Below are 23,337 nucleotides of genomic sequence, written 5' to 3'. Positions count from 1 at the left end.
GTCGCATGGACAGTCGGGATGCGTGGCAGCTGGATGGTGAGGACCTCAAGAGTGAGGTTCTGGATCTGGTGCGCGCCCGGCACGAGTTGCAGTCGCGGATGGTGTTGCTGATCGTGGAGATGTTTTCCCGGGATGTTCTTGGCGGGAAGGGTTTCCGGGCGATCGCGCAGTGGTTGCATGGTTCGACGAATCTGGAGATCGGGGAGTGCAGTCTGCTGGTCGGGTTGGCGCGGTTGTTGATGCTCGAACCTGTGGTGGGCGATGCGTTTCACCGGGGTGATGTGGATGCGTTGAAGGCCCGGCAGGTGGCGTCGTTTTGTCAGCATCCACCGAAGAACATGACCCTGGCCGATGTGGACAAGGCCCGCGGAATCCTGCTCGGCCTGGCGTCGAAGAACATTGCCGATTGTGATGCGGTGCGGGCGGCGATCCGGCGGATCGAGAAGCAGTACGGCAAGCGTGAGGACGGAGTTCCGGTCGGCGAGGATTCGGAGCGCAATGAGTTCTACGCCTCGAAAGGCTTGTACGGGCGGGTCTCTGTGAAGGGTGACTTGGATGCTGTGAACGGGGCCCGTCTGATCACCTTGTTGTCTAGCCTGTCCGCTCCGACACCGGAGAAGGACGGCGTCAAGGACACTCGCACTCCTGCTTTACGACGCGCGGACGGGTTTTGTGAGTTGTTGCGTCGGTACGAGCGGGCGGGGTTGGGTCCGATCGAGGGTGGGGTGAAACCTCACGTCACGGTAACGGCCAGTGCGAAAGACATGACAGATCTGCAAGCTCTGAAAGACCTCCTGCCGTCGACCGAAGAACTCGGGTTCGCGTGGACGGATTGGGTGGGCCCGATCAGTATCGACACCGCCCGGATGCTCGCCTGCGATTGCACCGTCACCCGGATCCTCCTGGATGAGAACGGTGTTCCGCTCGACTGCGGCAAGGAAGCGAGAACCGCGACCGTTCCGCAGCGACGGGCGTTGGCAGTTCGGGATGGTGGGTGCGCGTTTCCAGGGTGCGGGACTCCGTCGGGGTGGTGCGATGCTCACCATATCGTTCACTGGAATGATGGTGGCCCAACAGATCTCGATAATCTGATCTTGTTGTGCGGCCACCATCACCGGACACTGCACCACACGGAATGGAGAGTGGAGATCGGAGCGGATCGGAAGTCGGTGTTTTATCCGCCGATGTCGATCGACCCGTATCAGCAGCCGATCGGAGGGAACAGCCCACCGACAGCCGCCTGAACGGACATAACTGAAAATGCCAGCGTATGCACCGGGGAGAAACCATGCCTCGGGGCATACGCTGGCGTTTTCAGCTGTACTTGATGTCCGTCTTGCGACAGCATCTGTCTCCACTTCGACACGCAGGACCCTTAGGGTCGAGGAATGTCTTTCTGCGAACCCGCCCGCGTTGTCACCGTCACGTCACTGACCCCGCACATGCGGCGAATCAGCATCGAAGCAGAAGGTGACTGGCACTGGCCTACCGGCGGACAGGGCGACGAGCGCATCGACATCGCGTTCCCGAAACCCGGTGAAACAGAAGCAGAATACGACTACTTCAACAATCCCGACTACGGCAAGGCCGATCTCGGAACCGAGCCACCGTGGCGGCACTACACCGTGCGCAAGGTGCACGACGGCGGCCGACGTCTGGACATCGACTTCGTCGTGCACCCTGGCGGTATTGCAGCGGATTGGGCCCTGCGGGCCGAACCAGGTCACCTACTAGGCGTCTTCTGGTCGGACAGTTCGCGTTCCCATTACCAAGCACCGGCGGGTCCTCGTTGGCAGCTGCTGGTCGCAGACGCCACGGGTCTCCCCGGACTGGGCAGGATTGTCGAAGAACTTCGAGAGGGCGATGTCGCACAGGCGATCATCGAGGTCGAAACCGAAGAGGATCGACAGGAATTCGTCACTCGCGGCGACGTCACGTACACGTGGCTCGTGGGGAGTGGTCTCGGAAAGGCGCCGAGCGCGCTGTTCGAGGCTGTGGAGAAGGTCGAGTTTCCCGAATCCGAACCGGCCGACGTCTACGCCTGGGTGGCGTGCGAAAGCGCAACCAGCCGTCGTATTCGTAAGCATCTGAGGGAAGTTCGAGGAATCGCTCGCGACAAGCACAATGTTGTCGGGTACTGGCGAGAGGGCGTCGACGGCCACGTTTCCGGCATGAACAGCGAAGAAGTCACCGTCGGCGCCTGAGCCCCGTGATCACTCTGCCGGCAGCGTGTCGGCAGATTCTGCGACTGTAGCTTCTGCGTCAGCCGGCTCTTTGTCGGCCGGCTGCACGTCAGCGGGCTTTTCCGCCAGCATCTCGAACAATGCCCGGCGTGCTTCGGCGAGAATTGCCTCTGCCTTGGCTACCTGCTCAGCGGTCCCACCTGCGGCTACCGCGACGGCGGCACCTCGGAGTAGACCCATCGCGGGGCGGAGAGTTGCGCCGGCTTCGCCGAAGTGAGGGCGGCCGTGTCCGCGCTGGTCGGGTCGACCGAATTCACGCTGACCTTGGCGACCACGTCGGCCTTCAGGGCGTCCTTCAGGACGTCCTTCTGCTCGATCCTCGAAGCGACCCTCGGGGCGCTCTCCCTCGAATCCTCGACGGAAACCATGTCCACGATGCGGGCCTCGACGGCCGTGCTCGCGACGTTCTTGCATTTCTGGGTTGTTGTGTGGGGCGTACATGTTGTCCTCCTGGACTGTCTGTGTTTGTTTGACGTATCGACGATATATCGACAATAGATCGAACGCAAGGGTTCGAAGAATAATTCCCGCCCACTCATCCGGATACGCTGAAGCCGTGAACACGGATCTGCAAGCCCAGGCCGCCGACGTCCTACGCCGCCTCGCACTCGACGAATCCCTGAAAGAACGCACCATGGCGGACGCTGCAACGGCAGCACTCGCACGGAAAGTGGCCGCTCGCTACATCGGCGGCGAAACCATCGACGACGCCTTCGATCGTCTTCCCTCGATCTTCGCCCGAGGGCACAAGGCGAGCATCGAATACACCGGGGAAAGCGTCCGGGATCCCGAGCTCGCGAACGTCGAAACCGATGTTTTCGTGGAACTGGCGGAACGGATCGGCACGTCGGGTGTCGACAGCACCGTGTCGTTCGACCTCTCACACATCGGCTTGGTGATCGATCCGGAGCAGTGCTTTCGCAATGTCGTGCGCCTGGCCGAGGCCACGGAACGCGTGGGTGCCGAGCTGATCATTTCCGCCGAAGCGTCCGATCGCACCGACCTGGTCCTCGACATGCATGCGCGGCTGACCGAGCGTTTCACTCACGTGGGGATCACCGTTCAGGCCCGACTGCACCGGACCGCAAAGGATCTCGCCGCTCTGCTGGACCGACCCGGTCGCATCCGTCTCGTGAAGGGCGCCTTCCTCGAAGCCGAATCCGTCGCCTACCCGCGCGGTAGTGCCGAACTGCGCGGGGCGTATCTCGACTACGCAGCCCGGATCGTCGACTCGGGCCACCAGGTTTCCATCGCGACGCATGACCACGACATCCTCGAAGCATTACGCGCCGAGCATGATTCGAAGCTCAGAGCCGAACATGTGGAGTTCGAGATGCTGCTCGGCCTCGGTACCGAGCAACTGGACGCACTCCGAGCAGCGGGGTTCACCACACGCGAATACGTCATCTTCGGAACACAGTGGTGGCTGTACGTGCTCAATCGTATTGCCGAAGAACCGGAGCGTGTCTATACCGCGCTCATCGATGCTGCGCTTGGCAGCACTGCAAACTGATCGGCAGTAAACAGAAAGTGGGGCTGCACTCGAATCGAGTGCAGCCCCACTTTCGTATGTGTCTAGCTCTCCAGAAACGCCTTGATGCGCGCCAGAGTGGTTTCCATTCCGGTCTGCATCAGCTGATCTCGGCCCCGGCCGAGTAGGCCGCTACCCGACATCATGCGCACGTAAAGCGCAGGCGTCGCATAGATTTCACGAGTCTCGGTAAGCACAGTGCCCGTTCCCGAAGGCTCGAGCACAAAGGTCCACCGCGCTTTCGGCTCGTCCGATTCGAAGGAGAACTTCCGGCAGTCGACCACGTCGACCACCGTGCAGTGCGTGCTCCACCGAATCAGGCCGTGCTTGTTGGTGCCCTTGAACTTTGCACCCACGGTTCCCGGGGTTCCGGAAGTCCATGTTCCGCCGGTGTTTTCAGGACTGAAGCGACCCATACCTTCGATGTCGCTGACAACCTTCCACACCGATACCGGAGTTGCCTCGATGTATGCGCTGGCGGTTTCCACCCGTTACCGGCCCGGAACCCAGGACATGATCTTGATGGCGTGAGGCATGAGCTTTGCCCACGCCTTGGCCGGAAGTCCGCGCGGTCCACCGAGATTCATGACGCGAGTGGTAGCAACGGTCTGCGGCTCGGTGTACTTGATCAGACCTTCGGCGCCGTGACGACGTCCGACGCCCGAGACGCCCATGCCGCCCATCGGTGCAGCGGTGCTGCCCCAGGTAGGTGCGTAACCCTCGTCGACGTTGACGGTGCCGGCGTGGATGCGCGCTGCGATGGCTTCGCCGGCAGCCTTGCTTCCCGCCCACACACTGGCGTTGAGGCCGTACTCGGTGTCGTTGGCCTGCGCGATGGCCTCTTCGACGTCCTTGACGGGGTAGATCGAGACCAGCGGCCCGAAGGTCTCGTCGCGGTAGCACTCGGCGTCCTCGGGAACCCCGGTGAGCAGGGTGGGCTCGTAGAACAGCGGTCCGATGTCCGGACGGGCCTTGCCACCGGCAATGACGGTGGCGCCCTTGACGACTGCGTCGTCGACATGAGCAGAGATTGCCTTGACCTGGGCCTCGGATACGAGGCTGCCCATCTCGATTCCGAATTCGTAACCGGCGGCGAGGTTCATCTTCTTGACGCGGTCACCGAACATACGGATGAACTCGGGTGCGATGGACTCTTCGACGTAGATGCGCTCGATGGAGATGCACAGCTGACCGGAGTTGGAGAAGCACGCACGCACAGCGGCGTCGGTGACCTCGCGCAGGTCTGCGCCGGCCGCGACGATCATCGGGTTCTTGCCACCGAGTTCGGCGGAGAAGCCGATCAGTCGACGGCCGGCCTGCTCGGCGAGAAGCTGACCGGTCGCGGTGGAACCGGTGAACATGAGGTAGTCGGTGTTCTCGACCAGCGCGGTGCCGACGACGGAGCCCGGTCCGGGAACCACGGCGAAGAGGTCGCGGGGCAGACCAGCCTTGTAGAGCAGTTCGACGCAGGCGAGGGCGCAGTACGGCGTCTGACTGTCCGGCTTGAGGACAACGGCGTTGCCGGCGAGCAGCGCGGCGATGGCGTCGGACACGGCCAGCGTCATCGGGTAGTTCCACGGCGAGATGACGCCGACGACACCCTTGGGCTGGTAGCGGACGACGGTCTTCGTCAGACCCGGGAGCATGCCGGAGACACGACGCGGACGCAGCAGCTTCGGAGCCACACGTGCGTAGTGACGCGACGTCATCGAGATGTCGAGGACTTCTTCCTGAGCTGCGGTACGCGACTTCCCGGTCTCGGCCTGAGCCATGTCCATGAGGGCGTCGCGGTTCTCGAGAATGAGGTCGCGGTAGCGGTGGAAGACGGCAGCGCGGTCGAGGACGGAGCGCTTGGCCCATTCCTTCTGGGCGACGCGGGCACGGGCGATGGCGGCAAGTGCGTCGTCGGCGGTGCCGACGGGGATGGTCGCCAGCTCCTTGCCGGTGAACACCTCGGTGATGGACTTCGTCGGGCGATCGGCAACATTGTCGATGGCGATCAGATCGGCGAGCCGCGAGAAGGTCGCAGCGGACGGAGCAGGCATTTCAGTACCCCTACTGGTGAGTAGTTCTTGGAGTTACACACAACTTACCCCGTCGGTGGTACCGATCACAGTGCCGAATCAGACAGAGTCAACCAATACTGCCTCTTTCGGACGTTTTGCGATCAACAACGACATGACTGCAGCGATCGCGCAGAGCGCGCCGGCCACCAAGAAGGCAGCGTCGTACGAGCCGATCTGATCGCGAACGAGGCCGGCCAAGAAGGCCACCAGACCCGCGCCGATCTGATGAGATGCCAGCACCCAACCGAACACGATGGGAGCGTCGGCGCCGAAGTGCTGACGGCACAGCGCGACGGTCGGCGGAACCGTCGCCACCCAATCGAGCCCGTAGAAGATGACGAACGCGATCATCGGCGGATTCACGGTGTTGGCGAGCAACAAGGGCAGAAAGAGCAGCGAGATGCCGCGGAACAGGTAGTAGATCCCGAGGAGTTTTCGCGAGTCCATCCGATCGGTGAACCAACCCGAAGCGATGGTGCCGACCATGTCGAGGATTCCGATCAACGCCAGCAGCGACGCGGCCGTGGTGATCGGCATCCCGTGATCGTGCGACGCCGGAACGAAGTGCGTTCCGATCAGGCCGTTGGTACTCGCGCCGCAGATCGCGAACGTACCGGCGAGAAGCCAGAACACCTTGGTCTTCGACGCCATGACCAGTACCGAGATCGCCCGGCCTCCGGCGCCGCCGCGCTGGTAGACAGGCTTGGCGGGTGGGGCGTAGTCGGCGGGCGCTCCGTACGGCGTCGTTCCCACGTCGGACGGATAGTTGCGCAGGAACAGCAGAACGAACGGCACGACGGCCAGCGCGGCAAACGAGACCGTGAAGGCGACGCTCTTCCAGTCGTACGTTTCCGCGATCTTCGCCAGGACGGGCAGAAACACCAGCTGACCGGCAGCACCACCGGCCGTCAGGATGCCGGTCACGAGACCGCGTTTCTCGACGAACCATCGATCTACGACGGTGGCGACAAACGCCAGCGCCATCGAACCGGTGCCGAGTCCGACGAACACGCCCCACAGCAGGATGAGCTGCCAACTCGAGGTCATGAAGATCGTGAGACCACTGCCGAGCGAGATGAGCGCCAACGCCGAAGTGACAACCGCCCGGATGCCGAACCTTTCCATCAGGGCAGCAGCGAACGGCGAGGTCAACCCGTACAGGATCAAGTTGACCGAGACGGCGGCCGAGATGCTGGCGCGAGACCACCCGAAATCCTCGTGCAGTGGATCGATCAGCACGGATGGGGCAGCGCGGAAGCTCGCCGCACCGACCAACGCCAGGAATGCCACGATCGCGACGGACCAGGCGCGGTGAAAGCGCGGCGGGCTCACCTGATGTTGGCCCGATTCGGGGAGAGCGGTCTCAGAAGTCACAGAGAGAATTCTGCAGTTCGGATTCGATCGAGAACAGTGGCCAGATTGCCAATATATGAAAGAATCGAGCCATGTCTGGTCCGCATCGCGTCGTCGCACTGGCTCTGAACGGAGTCATTCCCTTCGAGCTCGGTATCCCGGCGCGCATTTTCGGGCGCGCCCTCGACGTCGAGGATCGGCCGCTGTACGAGATCCTGACGTGCACCGTCGACGGCAATCCCGTGCAGACCGACGCAGACTTCAGCATCTCGGTCGACCACGGGAGCGAGCTGCTCGCCACCGCCGACACCGTCGTCATTCCCGCGTCGTACGAACTGGGTCCGGCCTACGAAGACGGTTACCTCTCCCCCGAGTTGGCCGCAGCGTTCCGACACATCCGCCCGGGCACTCGACTGGTCTCGATCTGCACCGGTTCGTACATCCTCGCCGCGGCGGGTTTGCTCGACGGACTTCGCGCCACGACGCACTGGCGCAACACCGACCATTTCCAGCGTGTCTACCCCAAGGTGAACGTGGATCCCGACGTGCTGTTCGTCGACGAAGGCCACATCCTGACCTCGGCCGGTGTGGCGTCAGGGGTCGATCTCTGCCTGCACATCGTCAGGCGCGACCACGGCATGGAAGTGGCGAACACCGTCGCGAGGCGTTGCGTCGTACCGCCGTGGCGCGACGGTGGCCAAGCGCAGTACATCCGGCGCCCGCTGGCCGACAAACCCTCGGAATCGACTGCTGACGCTCGGCATTGGGCCCTCGAACATCTCGGCGACCCGATCACCTTGGCGGACCTGGCGACGCGTGCCAACATGAGCGTCCGTACGTTCAGTCGTCGATTCCGCGACGAAGTCGGAACGACGCCGAACCACTGGCTGACCAGCAGACGCGTCGATCGAGCACGCGAGCTGCTGGAGGAATCCGACCTGTCGATCGATGCAATTGCCGCTCGAACCGGCTTCGGGACCGCGACATCGATGCGTCAACACATGAACGAGGCGCTCGGCGTTTCACCGAGCGCCTACCGACGTACGTTCAAGGCACCCGCGTAAGCGGCGGTACCAGGCACTATCCTGGAAGCCATGGCCGAACAGACTCGCCCGAACTTTCCCCAGTACTGCGGATACCTCCTGGGAAAGACCCTCCCCGACCGGTACCAGGACTGGGTGCGAAACGATCTGGTCGGCCCGGGTGCACAGGCCCGCTACATCATCCGCTTCACCGTGCCGGCGACGCTGATCCTTCTGCTGTTCCTCTTGATTCCGGGACCGATCTGGATTCCCTTGGCCATGATGGCCTTGTTGCTCATCCCGCTCGCGTACTTCGTCGTAGCGCTCGGGACCATCTACCGCCGTCACCGCCTGCTGAGCCATGGACTCGATCCCGAATTGCTCGACGAGAAGGCCCAGCGCCGCGCCGATCGCACTCGCGAGGACTACGAGAAGCGGCACGGTCGCTGAGCACCCTTCAGCGGAACATCGTCACTGCGGCCTTGGCGAGAACCTTCGGGTCCTTCTCGTAGTGATGCATCTTGGTGAGCTTGTCTTCCGGAATCCCCAGGAACTTGTAGACGGCCACCTGAGCGCAGCGCACCGAGTACTGCTCGGTGAACACCATGTCGAACGGCAGCTCCGCGAACTGACTGATGAAGGCCAGGTTCTTGGAATGCTTCGGCACCACCAGCGGCCGGTCACCCACGGCACGCCGATTGAACAGCGCACTGGCGTAAGGCATGTGGCTGGGAATCGAATTGACGACGCTGTCCATGATCTCTTGTCTGCGCGCGGCCAGCGCACCGTTCTCGTCGAGCGCCTCGAGGTGTCCGAGCGTCTCTTCCAGCATTTCCCGGCCGGTCATCTCGATGAACGGCTTCTTCACGTAGTCACCGTTCTTTCGCGGGAACAGACAGTAGCCCCAGAAGACTCCTTCGTTCTCCTTCTGCGCGTGATAGTGCGGCTGATGGTGAACCACGATCGACAGAAGTACGTTCGAGTCCACGAAGGTGTTGAGCGCATTTCCGGGGAGCTGCTTGGTGATTCGGGAAATCTCGTTGATGAGCTCGTGTGACGAGGTGGTGACGGTGAAGCTGGTCCACTCACTCTGCTCCCGATCTCCGAAGAACTTGTCGGGATTCCCGAGATCGTAGAAGTGCTCGGTTGCCTGCTTCCACAGCAGCGCACTCGGCGCGTACCTCATGTCTTCCACGATCGGGGTATCCAGATCGCCGATCGACGAACTGTCGGTGATGCTGCCGTTGGTGTCGAAGACGAAATCGCCCTCCGCTACGTCGATTCGGCCCTTCTCACCGGTGCGGACGTTCTCGTAGTCGAGTCCCGTCACGGTGATCTCGTCGCGAAGCGGAGTGTCCTTGAACACGAACTCCGTGATCTTCAGTTCGTTGACGAACTTCACACCCTTGCCTTCGAGGAAGGTCCGCATCGGCAAGATGATGCTCTCGTACTGGTTGTACGGGGACCTGGTGACACCCGCGAGAGTCTGAATGCGACTGAACTCGAGAATCATTCGATTCATGTACCGGCGCAGCTCCATCGCCGAACTCACCCGCTTGAACGCAAATGTGGTCTCCCACATGTACCAGAAGTTGGTGGTGAAAAAGTGCGGAGTGTCCTCGAACCACTGCTCGATACTGATGTCGTCGAGTTTTGCCTCGTCCGACTCCGGCATCGTCATCAGCTTCGTCAACAAGTATCGATCCTTGTTGTCGAATTGCATGTGCTTGTAGTCGTTCTCGCCCTTGTTGCGAATACCGTCGCGGTCGATCAACCGTGCAACGTCGTGTGTCGGATGCGCGTGGTCGAAATCGAGAATGTCATCCGTCACCGACTTTCCCGGGTTGTCCAGCGACGGAACCGCACTCAGCACGTCCCAGAGGTTCTCGTAGGTCTCCTCGTTGAGCATGCGACCACCACGGTTGATGAAGCCCGCGTCGTTGCCTAGCTCGCGATGGCCGTACTGGTGCTGGAAAGTAGCGGCGGATTCGCCGTCGTTCGCTCCGTGCATGTCCAGGCCCATGATGGTGATGTCCTCACCGCTCCACTTACCGTCCCGAATCAAATAGACGGCAGCCGAAAGATTTCCGATGCCGGCACCGATCATGTACGCCTTGTGAGACAGCTTGGAAGACATTGTTTTTCGTTCCTTACTCGAGTCGCGGTACGGATACCTTCCAAGCATGGACCCCTTTGCCCGCAGGCGCATCACCCGAACCGGATGACGTCCGTCACGGTCGCTGAAGGCGCACCAGATCTAGCGCAAAACGCGCGTAGTCGCGTGCAATTTCCTCGGGCGTTTGCGGTCCGCTCGGCCGATACCATTGCGCGACAGAGACACACATCACGACGATTGCACGCGCGGCCTGTCGCGGCCGATCCGTCTCGAAAACGCCGGCGGCGATTCCGTCATCGACTTGCTTCGTCATCAACCATTGCTGGTAGTTGCGTGATTCCGTGATGCGCAACCTGTTCTCGGCTGTGAGACTGCGCATTTCGCTGGCACCGAGAAATCCTTGATCGCGCCGATAGATATGGAACAAGGTCACACATTCGACAAGGAAAGCCAGTCTTTCGCAGGGACTTTCGCCCTCGTCGATCGCCGCCAACGATCTCGTGTTGAGCTCTGCCATGGTGAGGTCGAGAATTTCGGCCAACATTTGTTGCTTACTGGAATAGTGGTGATAGAGACCCGGAACACTCATCTGCGCACGTTTGGCGATCTCACGCATCGCAGCGCCGTGATATCCGGTCTTCACCATCTCCGCGAGCGCGGCCGCCAACACCGGATCGAACGAACTCGGGCCGAATCTTCGCCACTCGTTCGGAAGGAAATGCGTATTCGGGTCGGCGTCGTCGCCACCCCATCGTGGCTGTTCCGGCGGACGCACTATCGCAGCCGGGAGCAGAGCGTCGAAACGCACTCCGAGAATCCCGCCGATTGCCGCCAACCGGTCGACGCTGACCCTGGTCTTTCCGGTCTCGACGGCGCTGAGGGTAGCCGCGCTGACGTCGAGACGCCTGGCCAATTCGCGCAGCGAGAGCCCGCTGTGACGCCGGGCTTGCCGGATCGACGCTCCGATCAGGACAGCATTCTCGAATTCGGTCACATTGTTCAGTATTCCCGAACATAGGATTTCCAACAATGCCATGACCACGGCAATCGCTGAACCTGTTGACTACTGATTATCGGCCTGAACATGATGTGGATCACAAAGACCCAGGTCCGCCCGAGCGATCGTTCGGTGTCGGTAGCGAGAGGATCAGATCACCATGACCGAGGCGCCATATCTTGGAGAACTCCTGCGCGACGCACCCAGCAACTGGGGCAAGTGGGGAGAGTCCGACGAGGTCGGTTCACTGAATTACCTCGACGCCGGACAGGTGCTTCGTGGCGTCGGAACCATCAAGCAGGGTTCCGTGTTCACACTTCAACGGCTCATCGGCGACCCCAAGGGTGATCCCGTGTGGCCGGGACGCAGCCCTGCCGAGCGCACACAGATCTTCGACGAGAGCAGCTGGGACGGCGACGACGCACCCAACTTCCCCGGCGGTCTGCATTACGCGGACGACAAGATCGACGCGTTCCTGCAGGGTTCGACGCAGTACGACGCACTCGGCCACGTCTGGTACGACGGCGCGCTGTGGAACGGATACTCCGCTGACACGACTGTCGGCGGCCTCGAGAAGGCCAGCGTCGAACCGATTGCCGACCGTGGCGTCGTCGGACGCGCAGTGCTACTCGACATGGCGAAGTTTCGCGGCAAGGAGAATCTCGATAAGGCCGAAACCTTCACGCACCATGATCTTTTGGCCTGTGCCGAAGCGCAGGGTGTCACCATCGAGAAGCGCGACATTCTCGTCATCCGCACCAACTTCCTCAAGCTGTTCTTCGACCAGGGCGAAGCCTTCTACGAGGGATTCTGCGAGCCCGGCCTGATCTACAGCCCCGAACTCGTCCAGTGGTTCCAGGACATGGAGATTCCGAACCTGGTGACGGACACCATCGCCAACGAGGTCACCACCGATCCCGAAAACGGTGTGGCACTGGTGCTCCACAACGCTCTGATGCGCAACCTCGGCGTGGTGTTCACCGAGATCTGCGATCTGGAGAAGCTGGCCGCAGACTGTGCGTCCGACGGCCAGTACACGTTCCTGTACGTCGCCGCACCACTCAAGGTCGCCAAGGCCAGCGGCTCTCCCGTGAATCCGGTTGCCATCAAATGACATACGAAGATCGCCCTTGGTTGGCGTTGTACCGTAACGACGTTCCCCCCGACATCGACGTCGAGCACCCCACGATGCTCGAGATGTTGGCGGCCACGGTCCGCTCCGATCCGGACGCCACAGCTGTGAAGTACTTCGACGGTCAACTCAGCTTCGCCGAGCTGGACCATCAGAGCGATGCCCTGGCCCGAGCACTCCGAGCCGGTGGACTCGTGAAGGGTGACCGCGTTGCCCTGTTCCTGCAGAACGTTCCACAGTTCGTGCTCGCCCTCACCGGAATCTGGAAAGCCGGCGGCGTCGCAGTCTCGATCAATCCCATGAGCCGTGAGCGAGAACTGGGATACCAACTCGAAGATTCCGGAGCTGCCGTTCTCATCGCACTCGAGGGGCTCTACGAGTCCGTGGGCCGCAATGTCGTCTCGGACTCGCCGGTGAGGCGCGTCATCACCACCTCGGAACTCGAGTACCAAAGCCGCAACGATCCAAGAATTTTCGACGGAATCGCTAAGAAGGATCTCGGTACCGACGATCTTGCGACGCTGATCGACCAGCATCGTATCGGCGATCCGATCACTACCGACGCTGCACCGGAAGACATTGCGGTACTGACGTATACATCGGGAACCACTGGTCCACCGAAGGGAGCGATGACCTCTCACGCGAACATGACCTTCAACGCCCAGGTGTACCGGGACTGGCTGGGGCTCACCCCGAAAGACACCGTTCTCGGCGTAGCACCGCTCTTCCACATCACGGGGTTGATCGGTCACATCGCGGTATCCGTACTGACGAGAATGCCGCTGGTGCTGGCCTACCGCTTCCAGCCCGAGGTGATGCTCGACGCGATTCGTGAGCACCGACCGACGTTCACCGTCGGCGCCATCACCGCGTTCACAGCATTGCTCAACACTCCAGGTTGCGCGCCGGAAGACTTCACCTCCATGCGGCTGCTGTATTCCGGCGGCGCACCCATCTCACCGACCGCCGCCGAGGCCGTCCGAGCCATGACCGGTGCTGCGCTGCACAACATCTACGGCCTGACAGAGACCACGTCGCCGACCCATGCCGTTCCCGTCGGCGCGGATACGCCGGTCGACCCCACGTCCGGGGCACTGTCCGTCGGTGTTCCAGTACCCAACACCGTGGTCCGCATCGAAGACGAGGGCGGTGCGGTCCTGCCGATCGGAGAGATCGGCGAGCTGGTCGTCCGTGGTCCACAGGTGGTGCGCGGTTACTGGAACAAGCCGGAGGAGAGTGCGTCGGCCATTCTCGACGGGTGGTTCCACACCGGCGACGTGGGGTTCATGGACGAAGCCGGCTGGTTCTACGTCGTCGACCGCAAGAAGGACATGATCATCGCTTCCGGCTACAAGGTGTGGCCACGCGAGGTCGAAGACGTTCTCGCCGAACATCCCGCGGTCCGCGAGGCAGCTGTCGTCGGGATCGCCGACGAATACCGCGGTGAGACGGTGAAGGCATTCGTCAGCCTCGTCGCGGGGGCGTCGGTGACGCCGGACGAACTGATCGATCACTGCAAGCAACGGATGGCGGCGTACAAGTACCCACGGTCCGTCGTGCTGGTGGAGGAGCTTCCCAAGACCGTCACCGGCAAGATACTGCGACGGGAACTGCGCACGACCTCTTGACGCCGACGGCGGGCGGGCCTCCAGGCTCGCCCGCTGTCTGATCGCACACTTTTTCGCGTCGACCGCGCCATCGGGGTAATGGAACAGTAATATGTGCTGAGTACCCACGGACAAACGGGAGACATCAGTGAGCAAGTTCGGACGTAAGAAGCAGCCCACGCCCAAGAGCTACCAGTGGCTGGCCATGACCCTCATCGCGTTGTCGCTGTCCGTCTCGATCGGGATCGCCGCCAAACCCTCCTGAGCTCGGCGAATCCGAAACTTGTAACCCTGCGTCCATCTGCACATGGACAAATAGGCGCAAATCGGACGCTTAGCTGTTCTAACTTTCCTTCCGTCGTGCCACCTCGGCACCGACGGAGAGGATTCACACACCATGCGAAGCCCACGCTTCGGTTTGCTGGCGGCTGCCGGCGCGGTCGGACTCGTGCTCGTTACCAGTGGCGCTCAGTCCATCGCCGCGGCGTCGCCCTTTGGCTCGCTCGACACCGCGTCGAGTTCCGGCTCGGCTGAGACCCCGGCGTCGACCGACGGCGGCTTCACGTCCAAGACGCCGTACTCACCCGGCCAGCGTATCGCCGACTATCAAGCACCACCGACGGGATACTCGCCCGTGTACACGGAAAGCGTTGCGCGCCACGGCTCCCGGGCACTGTCGAGCCTGAAGTACGACGACCTGAGCCTGCAGCTGTGGGAACTCGCCGAAGCCGAGAACGCATTGACTTCCGTCGGCAAGGAATTCGGACCGGCGCTTCGCGATCTCATGGCCGCGAACAAGAAGCTGGGATACGGCAACCTCAGCGGACTCGGAGTCACCGAACATCGGCAACTCGGAGCACGGGTCACCGAGCGCCTCCCCCAACTGTTCGACGCCATCGCTGCGCAACAGGGAACCATCACGTTGACCTCGTCGGGTGTCGACCGTGCCGTGGACAGCGCCGAGAACTTCGCCCAGGGCCTGACCGGTGCGTTTCCGGCCGTCGCCGGCGATGTTGCGCCGGTGACCACGGATGCCGACCTTCTCTACTTCCACGACTCGGATGCAAACGCCGACTACAAGGACTACGAGGATTCCGATCCGCGATTGAAGGCCGTCGACGATCAGATTGCCGATCTTCCCCGCACCCGCGAGGTCTCGCGGCACATGATGATCAAGCTCTACTCCGAGGACTTCGTCAACCGCCTGAGCGCGGGCGAGTTCTCACTCGTCGACCGCGGCAAGGGTTCCAGCACGATCGACAACGAGGTCGACGCCGCGTACATGCTGTACAACACGTACATCATCACTCCGGGCATGGCCGAAGAAGGCAAGTGGAATTTCGAGCGGTTCATCGAACCTGCGGACGCGCAGTGGCTCGCGTACACGAACGATGCCGAGGACTTCTACGCCAAGGGCCCGGGCTTCACCGGTGAAGACGTCACCTACCGGATGGCAACCGTCTTGCGCGACGAGTTCCTGCGCGGCTTACAAGAACACACCGGGGCCGCCGCCGTACCGGGAGCGGACTTCCGGTTTGCCCACGCAGAAACGATCATCCCCTTCGCCGCGCTCTTGAAACTGCCGGGAAGCACCGTCTCACAGGCCGAGGGTGACCTGTACACCTATGCGAACAACCCCTGGCGCGGAGCGCAGGTCAGCCCGATGGCCGCCAACGTGCAGTGGGACGTGTTCGGCGGACCGGACGGTAAGCGCCTGGTCCGAATGCTCTACAACGAGCGCGAGACAGCGTTTGCTGCCCCGTGCGCTCCGGTGAACTCCGGGAGTTTCTTCTACACGCCGGACGAACTGGCCCGCTGCCTACCGGAGATTTCACCGGCAGCCTGAGATCCGGACCGAGGTCGACGAGGGCGCGCCCATGCCTGGTGCAACGCCAGCATGCGCGCCTTTTCGTCGTCTTCCATCAACAAGGCGTCGCAGATACGAACGATGACGGGGGCCGAAACACCAACGGACGTACCCTGTTCCAGCCGTTGGTAGTGATTGAAACTGATGTCGGCGATCTGCGCGACATCACGCCGGCTGAGGCCGTGCATGCGGCGAGCACCCTCGCATCGCATGCCGACCTTCTCGGGCGCAAGACTGTTTCGTTTCTCGACGAGCATCTGGCTCATCAACTGACGCGCGCTCGACCCATTCACGTCGCCACCTTTTCCATCCCTGAAATATGCTTTCAAATAACATGTTTCAGAATATGGGATGACGCGGACACAGCGGTATCTCCGAGATGACAGATAATCACGCGATACCGCCAACCCTGTGCCCGTTCACGCTGTATAGATCAGGCTGTGAGGATCAGGCTATGAACCTGCCGATCGTCGGATTCGACTGGCAGATGGGACTACTGCCCCAGTTGATCGAACCGAATGCCGTCGCAACGACATTGCCGACGCCGGTGTTCACCGTCGCGGACAAGTACGGGTAAGTACCGACCAGGTCGACGATTCCGGACTTGCCCGTGTCGGTGTTGACCCACGCAACGGTCACCTGACCCGCCGCCGGGATGGGCGCAGCCGCCGGGAACGAATCGAAGCGGATGTCACCCTTGGCGATGGGCGGATTGGACTCTGGTCCGGACTGGCCGGTGAGTCCGGTCAGCGAGGCCAGCGACCCCTGATTCGGACACCCGATGGTGACGGCGGCGCCACCGAAAGGATGGGGCGGATCAGCCGAGGCGACTCCGGCGAACATGACGCTCGCGGCAATCGGTAGTCCGATGGCCGCGAAAACCCCGGCCGTGCGTGTGACGCTCATAGCTGCTCCTCGGGTCGACAACACTTTCCGGATACCCCTGGTACAACGCCCGAAACGATGGACAGTCGACTATTCACACCCCCCTAGACAACGCGTGTTGTCAGAACTACAGTCGGTGGTGCAGCTCACACCTACCTCTGCCGCGCGCAGACCAGTCCCAGGGAGTGTTCAGATGAAGCGCTACGACCTCCGCAGTCGCACGGATCGACTCGATCCCGAAACCGATTACGAAGAGATGTCGCGCATTCTCGCGGCGCAAGAGTTTCCCTGGGACATCAATCAGGCGCTCAGCTTCGCCCTTTTTCGCACGTACGCCGTTCCCTCGATCGGCAAACTTCTCTTCTCCACCGGGGAGTTCACCGACAAGGTTCAGAAGCGCTACGACGACACCAGCCTGATCCTCGACGCCATCCTCGAGCACGGCCTCAGCAGCACCGAAGGCCGCAAGAGTGTGCGTCGAATGAACCAGATGCACGGTTCGTACGACATCTCCAACGACGACATGCTCTACGTTCTGGCCACCTTCGTCGTCACCCCGGTCAGATGGCTCGACGAGTACGGCTGGCGGAAGATGACCGAGAACGAGATCGTCGGGTCGACGAACTACTACCGCCACTTGGGCAGGTACATGAACATCAAGGACACGCCGGACACCTACGAGGGGTTCGTCAGACTTCTCGATGACTATGAGCGCAAACACTTTTCATTCGACCCCGGCGCTCGGGCGGTCGCCGACTCCACTCTCGACCTGATGTGCACCTTCCCGCCCAACAATCTGGCGCCGAAGTCTCTGGTCAAGGGATTCGCCTTCGCCCTCATGGACGATCACCTACTCGACGCCTTCCACTACAAGCACCCGAGCACCGCGATGCGCGTCGTCTCACGCGGCGCGCTGAAAGTCCGCGCGCGTCTGCTGCGGTTCTTCCCGGTGCGCACGAAGCGGAAATTCGCCCGCGAGCTGCCCAACATCCGCAGCTACCCGAGCGGTTACAAGGTCGAAGACCTCGGCACCTTCCCCACGGGGTGCCCGGTCAAGCACCTGCAGGCAGACCAGCAAGCCCAAGCGTAGACGCGTTGGGATACTCGAACGGTGGCGCAACTCTGGATGCTCGAGGATCTCGAACCGTGGCGCGACACCCCCATGCCTGGCGATACGTGCGAACCGACGACCTACTGGGCCAGTCCCGAAATGCTGGACCTTCCTGCCGAGGTGTGCTGCGAAATCGATGCACGCATCACGACCGTGACAATCGACGGCCGCACTGAGCACATAGCCCATCTCGGACACGGATTTACGACACTGATCGGCGACGATGTCGGAAGCGTCGGCGAGGTGCGGCTGAGAGGTTGCCTGGTGTGGGATCGCTACCTCTGGACGCAATACCGCACGCAGCCCACCGGGCGCGTGCGGGTGAAAGCGCGGCCCGGCCACCTCGTTCAACACGAAACACTCTTGACGACAATTCATTCCGGTCTCTTCAACGTCGTCTTCGACGGGCCGACGGTGTACTGCGAGACGGGTCAGGTCCCCACAAATTTCGGCGTCCGCTGGAACACACTGGTCGTCGAACTCGAGACTTGGCCGTGATCGGTCGTCAGTGCCAATACGGCGGAACGATATCCGGGTCGTCGAGGACGGCATCGATCCGCGAATCGGCCACAATTCGAATGATCGCTTCCTCGGGGGCGGCGATGATCGCGAAATGTGGGTCGACATCATTGGTTATGCACCATGCATGATCCGCCGGCCAGATGAAGGCCGGATCAGGGGAAGAACCCCACGGCCAACGAACTGAGTTCTCCACGCTCCAATCGGCGTAGTCGGCAAGCGTTCCACGCAAGAGCCAGTAGTCACGATTGGGGATCTCGAACCGCGGAACGTCATCACCGACTGCCGACCCCCACCCGGTCCACATGCAGAAATAGCACTCGTCGGGTGTGGTTGTGTAACTGGACAACACATCCAGGGCAAAGCCGATCAGCACTTTCTCTTCCGGCCCGGTCTGATCGAAATCGACATCATTCGATTTCTGACCGGGAAAGCTCGGATCTGGGATGAACCGTAAGCGCGCATACTTCGGAAATCCGATCGGGCCGCGCCCTGCCAACTGATACCAAGGCAGATCCTGATCGACCAGCCAATCGGTAGCCGCCAGATCTGTGCACAATGTCAGGCCCGTGCTGGGCTCATCCGTATCCCTCATGGCCGAGTGACGGAGGAGTCTCGCGCCGTACGACGCAGGGTGATCAATTTCATGGTTTGTCTCGACGTCGAGTCGACGCCCCTCTTCTTCGAACTCCATCAGCGCATAGAACCTGCGGGCCCGATCGTTGAGTGTGTAAACCTCGAGTGTCACCTCGTCGTGCATGGTGGTGGCGTGTTCGACCAACGCCCTCCCGACTCCCAACCCCTGTGATGCCGGCGCGACGAACAGTCCCCCGATTTCGGAGCCGATCATTCCCAACAGGCCGACAACTTCGGAGTTGTGCTCAGCCACCCAATTATCGGCCTGGATCAGATAGACCTCTCGCATCTTCTGCTCCCGATCGCCCGTTCCCTCACCCACAAGGAACGGATGGGCTTCACTGGCAGCATTCGACCACAGGTCGACGACCACGTCCTCATCCGAGGGTAAGTAGCGGCGAATGATCAGATCCTGGTTCACAATCCGACCATACCCTCCGGTATCAGAGGACTTACCGGTGTCGGAGGCAATCCATTCGAAATCGTTTCGATCTCAGGATGATCCGCAGCATTAACGCGGAAAGCATTGATGAACAATAGCTTTCGATCTTCTCCAGGCAATGCGCCATTTGCTCCGCAGCATCATTGCACTCGGCTTCTCGAACCACCACTACGGTGAGTGCAGCGGTCCGACATTCCGCGAGTTGATTGTGCGCATAGATAGTGCCTAGTTTATTCAGACGCAAAACGAACTACTCTCGTCGAAATCGATTTCGTCGCATTTGCATCACCCCCCAACATCGCCCTCCAACAACACCGCGCCTTACCCATTACTTACAGATTTGTCAGAGGGGTGGTGCATAGTGCATCGAGAACTTCACTGAGCGCATATTCAGAACAGAGGACATAGCATGCCCGCAACAACAGATGATCGGGTTGACCTTCTCGCAAAGCGCTGCGACAGCGATCTCGGCGACCCCGACCTGTGGTTCCGACCCGACGGTTATCCGCACAGTCTTGCCCTGTGCATCATCGACTCGATCGCGTCTACCGGCGCGCACTACAACTCTGTCAAGAACCTCCTGCGTCACTACATCGAATATCGGCAGGCCCAGGGCGGCAATGCGGATACCGATAATGCGGGAGCTCTACTGGCCACCTTCACAGAACTCGGCGGTCCACAGCAATGGGCTGAGATGACGAACAATCGCAAACCAACCTCGACGAGCAAGGGTGCTCCGCTCAAGGCTGCGGCTATTCACGCGGCTGCTGTTCAGCTGCGTGAGCAGGGAATCGACAGTACCTATGACCTCCTCAACGCCGCCCCAAGCAAAATCGAGGAGGCAAAGAAGGCATGGATCCGAGTGCCGGGACAGCGCTCCGGGATCACCTGGAACTACTTCTTGATGCTCGCGGGTATTGGGGGTGTGAAAGCTGACCGCATGGTCATCCGCTTTGTGGCGGATGCGATCGGATCTGCGCCCGAGAATGTCAGCCCCACTGACGCGGCGAACCTGGTGAAAGCGGTAGCCGAGAAGTCGGGCCGCAATGTCACACATCTTGATCATGCGATCTGGCGATTCGAATCCGGCCGACCCGTGAACCAGCAACACTGAGCACAAAGCGAGGATTCGATCGAGATCTCCCCGAAGCACGGGAAAAGTTGACCAGCGACGCACGGTTCGAATAAGAAGTTTCAATCTGATGGCGGTTGCGGAATTTGGCCGTGCGCTGCGCAGAATAGACCGGGAGTGGAGAACAGATGAGTGGCACGAAAAAGAATTCATCCGCTGAAGGGGTGGTGGAATTCATCAGTTTTCTCATCGTCCTGGCGATTGTCGTCGGCGGGATTGTCGCCGCATGCTCCTGATCGTCATTCGTTGCATAAAGTACCGACCTCCACCGTTCCAAGGAGTACTGACATCAACGCATGGCCACCGCTATGAGTAACGGACGCAACGCCGACCCGGCCGTTGTCGCCGAAAAGAAGCGCCGCATCCACGACCCCCATGTGGCGCCGTTGAACTCGCTTGCGAATCGGATAGCCGACGCCGAAGGCATTCCTCATGGATACGTGCCCTACGTGGATCCAGACCAGGGCGGAATCGATGCACGGGTCTTTGTCCTGCTCGATAATCCGTCCACGAAAGCCGAAGCCGGCACGGGATCTGGCCTACTCAGCCTCGACAACAACGACCGCACTGCACGCAACTGCCGCGAAGCGTACTCACGTGCCGGCATCTCGTCCTCAGACGTCGTGCATTGGAATGTCGTCCCCTTCCCCGTTTCCGGCGTCAAGAACGGTGGTTCGACGCCCGCCGAACGCGCCCGCGGGACCCAATGGACTACCGAATTCGTGGGGTTGTGCCCAAACCTGGAGATCGTGCTGCTGCTGGGCGTCGCAGCTCGAGATGGATGGAACCGTGCAGGAATCGAACGGGACCTGTACGTCATCCCGGGAAGGGTTCCACACTGCTCTGACCGGGGCTTGAACTCACCCGGAGGACGAGAGCGATTCGAAACCGCGGTCTCCGCGGTCGCCCACAGACTCGCCGCAAAAACACGACACCGACAGGATGCACGCCCCGATGAATGACACACCGGCTGTGAAGAACTCCATTTCCCCTGCCGTTGCCGATGGCAGTGGTCCAGGAACCGAACTCGCTATATCCGTTGAGCCCGAAGGTATTCTCGTCGCCGGAGACCCAGAGGTCGTTGCCGGGTATCTCGCACGAATGACCGATCTCGCCGGCGAAGCCCTGGACGTGTCCGGCGTCAGCAAGTCATCCATGGCCGGAGCTGCGGCCGCAGCGTTCGGCGTGCAGTCCATTCTCGCCCAGGCCGGTCAGTTCGTGCGACTGTCCCCGGAAAGCGTTCAAGCCTTGAAAACTCACCGGGTCCTCCCCGGGGACAACGGTTTCTTCCGAATGACCGTTGTCGATCAGAGCGGAAAATTCCGGAATCAACTGCAATGGCAGAAGGTGCCTCTCGGTCCCACTCAGGCGCTGTCCCTGCAACTACTCGCCGTGCAGGTCGCACTCTCGGCAGCGATCGCGTCGGTGAACGAGTCGATCGCCCGCGTCGACGGCAAAGTCGAACAGCTACTCGTCCTTGCTCAAGCGACCCGCGTCGGAGACGTAGTCGGGCACTTCTCCACCCTCGACCGTCTCGTGGCCACTCTCGACGACCACGACGCGCTTCCGACTGCCGACTGGGAATCGGTTGCCGGACTCCGTCCCGCGCTGATTGTGACCATTGAACGCCTCCGCGAACACGTCAAGCGCACCCTCGCCGGGTTCGATCCCACTCGCCCGGTCCAGGATCGGGCTGATTACCTACGCCGCGCAATCGAAGAAAATCGGCTCGGTGAATCCTTGCACCTGCTGGTGGTCAGCGAGCAGTCGCTGTATCTGTGGCAACGACTGCGGATCGCCCGCGTTCAGGCCACCGAGCCGCAGCATCTGCAGATGGTGCTCGACGATGCGCGCGCCGTGTTGACCGAGCATTTCGAACGCGACGGCCAACTCCTAGTCCATGCTCGCTCGGAGCTGTCGAACTTTGCGCAGATGCGCCGACTCGATGGATTTCGGTGGGGCGCAGCCCACAACCTCACCCACGATATCGTCACGCTCAAAAACGATCTCGACGATTTTGCGCAGGCTCGCGGCAGTCAAGTCATGGGGTGGACCGAGCACGAGAGCCCCAGCGTTATCGACGCCCTCGCAGAGGTGGGAAGTAGAGCAGTCGCCGTCGGCAGTGCGGCAGGAAAGGCGATCGGCTCCGGTGTGTCAGGAGTCGGTGCCGGATTCGGGTGGCTGGGGCGTGGAATTGGGAATTTGGTCGGATCGCAGCAACCGCAACCCGAGAAGATCGACCTACATGCCACCAGCGACATCTCCACGGCCCAGCATGTCGCAGGAGCCCCGGGCGCCACGCACGCTCCCCCGCCGGAACAACCAGCTCGCACCGAAGTCATCGATCCTCGAGTCACCTACGACGACGACATTCTGCAGCTCATGCTATTCGGGCATCTGCAGGTCGACCAGCAGCTGACCTACCGCGACGTCGGGCGCGGGCTGAACTACACCGCGACGGTCACACGGGACGGAGCTCTCGAGGTGAACGGAAAACGCTACGGTGCCCCCTCGGCACCTCTGACCGAACTCATGGGAGAACAGAGGCACGGCTGGAGAGACTGGCAACTCGCAGACGGTCGAAACCTTTCCCAACTGCGACGCGAGGGCCGCACCGAAATGGCCCGGTAAGCGCAGCTAGACTTCCTCGGCGAGTCAGCGGGAGAACAATTCGATTC

Annotated in this window: 22 protein-coding genes; 13 read left to right on the top strand and 9 right to left on the bottom strand. The window is 61.4% G+C overall.

Annotated features, from left to right (window positions below):
* The first annotated feature begins 5 nt into the window (after positions 1-5).
* Positions 6-1,244, top strand: coding sequence for an HNH endonuclease signature motif containing protein (locus ABWI03_RS20930; protein WP_298774609.1), 1,239 nt, complete (start codon positions 6-8; stop codon positions 1,242-1,244).
* Between the two features lie 144 nt (positions 1,245-1,388).
* Positions 1,389-2,204, top strand: coding sequence for a siderophore-interacting protein (locus ABWI03_RS20925; protein WP_298774612.1), 816 nt, complete (start codon positions 1,389-1,391; stop codon positions 2,202-2,204).
* Positions 2,205-2,213: 9 nt separating this feature from the next.
* Here the strand turns inward: ABWI03_RS20925 and ABWI03_RS20920 are convergent, their stop codons facing one another.
* Positions 2,214-2,684: a hypothetical protein gene (locus ABWI03_RS20920; RefSeq protein ID WP_298774614.1), complete on the bottom strand. Its 471-nt coding sequence runs from the start codon at positions 2,682-2,684 to the stop codon at positions 2,214-2,216.
* Between the two features lie 115 nt (positions 2,685-2,799).
* Between ABWI03_RS20920 and ABWI03_RS20915 the strand changes: the two genes are divergently transcribed.
* A complete protein-coding gene (locus ABWI03_RS20915) occupies positions 2,800-3,756 on the top strand; it encodes a proline dehydrogenase family protein (RefSeq protein WP_298774617.1) in 957 nt (318 codons plus the stop codon).
* A gap of 62 nt (positions 3,757-3,818) precedes the next feature.
* Here ABWI03_RS20915 and ABWI03_RS20910 read toward each other — a convergent pair whose 3' ends face one another.
* The 3 genes from ABWI03_RS20910 to ABWI03_RS20900 form a co-directional block, all read right to left on the bottom strand.
* Positions 3,819-4,262: an SRPBCC family protein gene (locus ABWI03_RS20910; protein ID WP_166810319.1), complete on the bottom strand. Its 444-nt coding sequence runs from the start codon at positions 4,260-4,262 to the stop codon at positions 3,819-3,821.
* 3 nt (positions 4,263-4,265) lie between these two features.
* Positions 4,266-5,819, bottom strand: a complete 1,554-nt coding sequence (locus ABWI03_RS20905; RefSeq protein ID WP_200317278.1) for a succinic semialdehyde dehydrogenase — start codon at positions 5,817-5,819, stop codon at positions 4,266-4,268.
* 78 nt (positions 5,820-5,897) lie between these two features.
* Entirely contained in the window at positions 5,898-7,214 is a 1,317-nt protein-coding gene (locus ABWI03_RS20900; RefSeq protein ID WP_166810320.1) for an MFS transporter, read from the bottom strand.
* 71 nt (positions 7,215-7,285) lie between these two features.
* Between ABWI03_RS20900 and ABWI03_RS20895 the strand changes: the two genes are divergently transcribed.
* Both ABWI03_RS20895 and ABWI03_RS20890 read left to right on the top strand, forming a co-directional pair.
* Positions 7,286-8,257, top strand: a complete 972-nt coding sequence (locus ABWI03_RS20895) for a GlxA family transcriptional regulator (RefSeq protein WP_298774626.1) — start codon at positions 7,286-7,288, stop codon at positions 8,255-8,257.
* 30 nt (positions 8,258-8,287) lie between these two features.
* Positions 8,288-8,665 carry a DUF5313 family protein gene (locus ABWI03_RS20890; protein WP_003943558.1) on the top strand — a complete coding sequence of 126 codons (378 nt, stop codon included), beginning with the start codon at positions 8,288-8,290 and terminating at the stop codon, positions 8,663-8,665.
* Positions 8,666-8,672: 7 nt separating this feature from the next.
* On the opposite strand, the gene ABWI03_RS20885 is transcribed toward ABWI03_RS20890, so the two are convergent.
* Positions 8,673-10,400: an oleate hydratase gene (locus tag ABWI03_RS20885; RefSeq protein ID WP_124566930.1), complete on the bottom strand. Its 1,728-nt coding sequence runs from the start codon at positions 10,398-10,400 to the stop codon at positions 8,673-8,675.
* A 46-nt stretch (positions 10,401-10,446) separates the two neighbouring features.
* Positions 10,447-11,373 (bottom strand): TetR-type transcription factor C-terminal domain-containing protein, encoded by a 927-nt coding sequence (locus tag ABWI03_RS20880; protein WP_095969375.1) that lies wholly within the window; start codon positions 11,371-11,373, stop codon positions 10,447-10,449.
* A 115-nt stretch (positions 11,374-11,488) separates the two neighbouring features.
* On the opposite strand from ABWI03_RS20880, the gene ABWI03_RS20875 reads away from it, so the two are divergent.
* The 3 genes from ABWI03_RS20875 (at position 11,489) to ABWI03_RS20865 (ending at position 15,913) form a co-directional block, all read left to right on the top strand.
* On the top strand, positions 11,489-12,442 hold the full coding sequence (locus ABWI03_RS20875; protein WP_003943547.1) for a cyclase family protein: 954 nt from the start codon (positions 11,489-11,491) through the stop codon (positions 12,440-12,442).
* Complete coding sequence (locus tag ABWI03_RS20870) at positions 12,439-14,088, top strand: class I adenylate-forming enzyme family protein (RefSeq protein WP_298774631.1); 1,650 nt, start codon at positions 12,439-12,441, stop codon at positions 14,086-14,088. Before ABWI03_RS20875 ends, ABWI03_RS20870 begins: the two co-directional genes overlap by 4 nt.
* 376 nt (positions 14,089-14,464) lie before the next feature.
* Positions 14,465-15,913 carry a histidine-type phosphatase gene (locus ABWI03_RS20865; RefSeq protein ID WP_298774633.1) on the top strand — a complete coding sequence of 483 codons (1,449 nt, stop codon included), beginning with the start codon at positions 14,465-14,467 and terminating at the stop codon, positions 15,911-15,913.
* Here the strand turns inward: ABWI03_RS20865 and ABWI03_RS20860 are convergent.
* Together ABWI03_RS20860 and ABWI03_RS20855 are read right to left on the bottom strand one after the other, a co-directional pair.
* Positions 15,859-16,227 carry a helix-turn-helix domain-containing protein gene (locus ABWI03_RS20860; protein WP_124566939.1) on the bottom strand — a complete coding sequence of 123 codons (369 nt, stop codon included), beginning with the start codon at positions 16,225-16,227 and terminating at the stop codon, positions 15,859-15,861. The genes ABWI03_RS20865 and ABWI03_RS20860 overlap by 55 nt on opposite strands.
* A 154-nt stretch (positions 16,228-16,381) precedes the next feature.
* Positions 16,382-16,840 (bottom strand): hypothetical protein, encoded by a 459-nt coding sequence (locus ABWI03_RS20855; RefSeq protein ID WP_003943607.1) that lies wholly within the window; start codon positions 16,838-16,840, stop codon positions 16,382-16,384.
* 172 nt (positions 16,841-17,012) lie between these two features.
* Between ABWI03_RS20855 and ABWI03_RS20850 the strand changes: the two genes are divergently transcribed.
* Positions 17,013-17,909, top strand: coding sequence for an oxygenase MpaB family protein (locus tag ABWI03_RS20850; protein ID WP_166810325.1), 897 nt, complete (start codon positions 17,013-17,015; stop codon positions 17,907-17,909).
* Positions 17,910-17,930: 21 nt separating this feature from the next.
* Positions 17,931-18,428 carry a hypothetical protein gene (locus tag ABWI03_RS20845; protein WP_298774636.1) on the top strand — a complete coding sequence of 166 codons (498 nt, stop codon included), beginning with the start codon at positions 17,931-17,933 and terminating at the stop codon, positions 18,426-18,428.
* A 7-nt stretch (positions 18,429-18,435) separates the two neighbouring features.
* On the opposite strand, the gene ABWI03_RS20840 is transcribed toward ABWI03_RS20845, so the two are convergent.
* The gene (locus ABWI03_RS20840; RefSeq protein ID WP_298774638.1) at positions 18,436-19,506 is read right to left on the bottom strand and encodes a GNAT family N-acetyltransferase; all 1,071 of its coding nucleotides are present in this window, start codon (positions 19,504-19,506) and stop codon (positions 18,436-18,438) included.
* A gap of 430 nt (positions 19,507-19,936) precedes the next feature.
* On the opposite strand from ABWI03_RS20840, the gene ABWI03_RS20835 reads away from it, so the two are divergent.
* The 3 genes from ABWI03_RS20835 to ABWI03_RS20825 all read left to right on the top strand — a co-directional run bounded on the left by ABWI03_RS20835 (position 19,937) and on the right by ABWI03_RS20825 (position 23,290).
* Positions 19,937-20,641 carry a DUF8548 family protein gene (locus ABWI03_RS20835; RefSeq protein WP_298774641.1) on the top strand — a complete coding sequence of 235 codons (705 nt, stop codon included), beginning with the start codon at positions 19,937-19,939 and terminating at the stop codon, positions 20,639-20,641.
* Positions 20,642-20,955: 314 nt separating this feature from the next.
* Complete coding sequence (locus tag ABWI03_RS20830) at positions 20,956-21,621, top strand: uracil-DNA glycosylase (protein WP_298774642.1); 666 nt, start codon at positions 20,956-20,958, stop codon at positions 21,619-21,621.
* Positions 21,614-23,290 (top strand): restriction system modified-DNA reader domain-containing protein, encoded by a 1,677-nt coding sequence (locus tag ABWI03_RS20825; protein ID WP_298774645.1) that lies wholly within the window; start codon positions 21,614-21,616, stop codon positions 23,288-23,290. The genes ABWI03_RS20830 and ABWI03_RS20825 overlap by 8 nt, the downstream gene beginning before the upstream one ends.
* The last annotated feature ends 47 nt before the right edge of the window (positions 23,291-23,337 follow it).

The sequence above is a fragment of the Rhodococcus baikonurensis genome, from assembly GCF_040489275.1.
GTDB lineage: Bacteria > Actinomycetota > Actinomycetes > Mycobacteriales > Mycobacteriaceae > Rhodococcus_F > Rhodococcus_F baikonurensis.
Note: the sequence above shows the minus strand (reverse complement) of the source record. Positions and strands in the feature narration are given on the sequence as shown.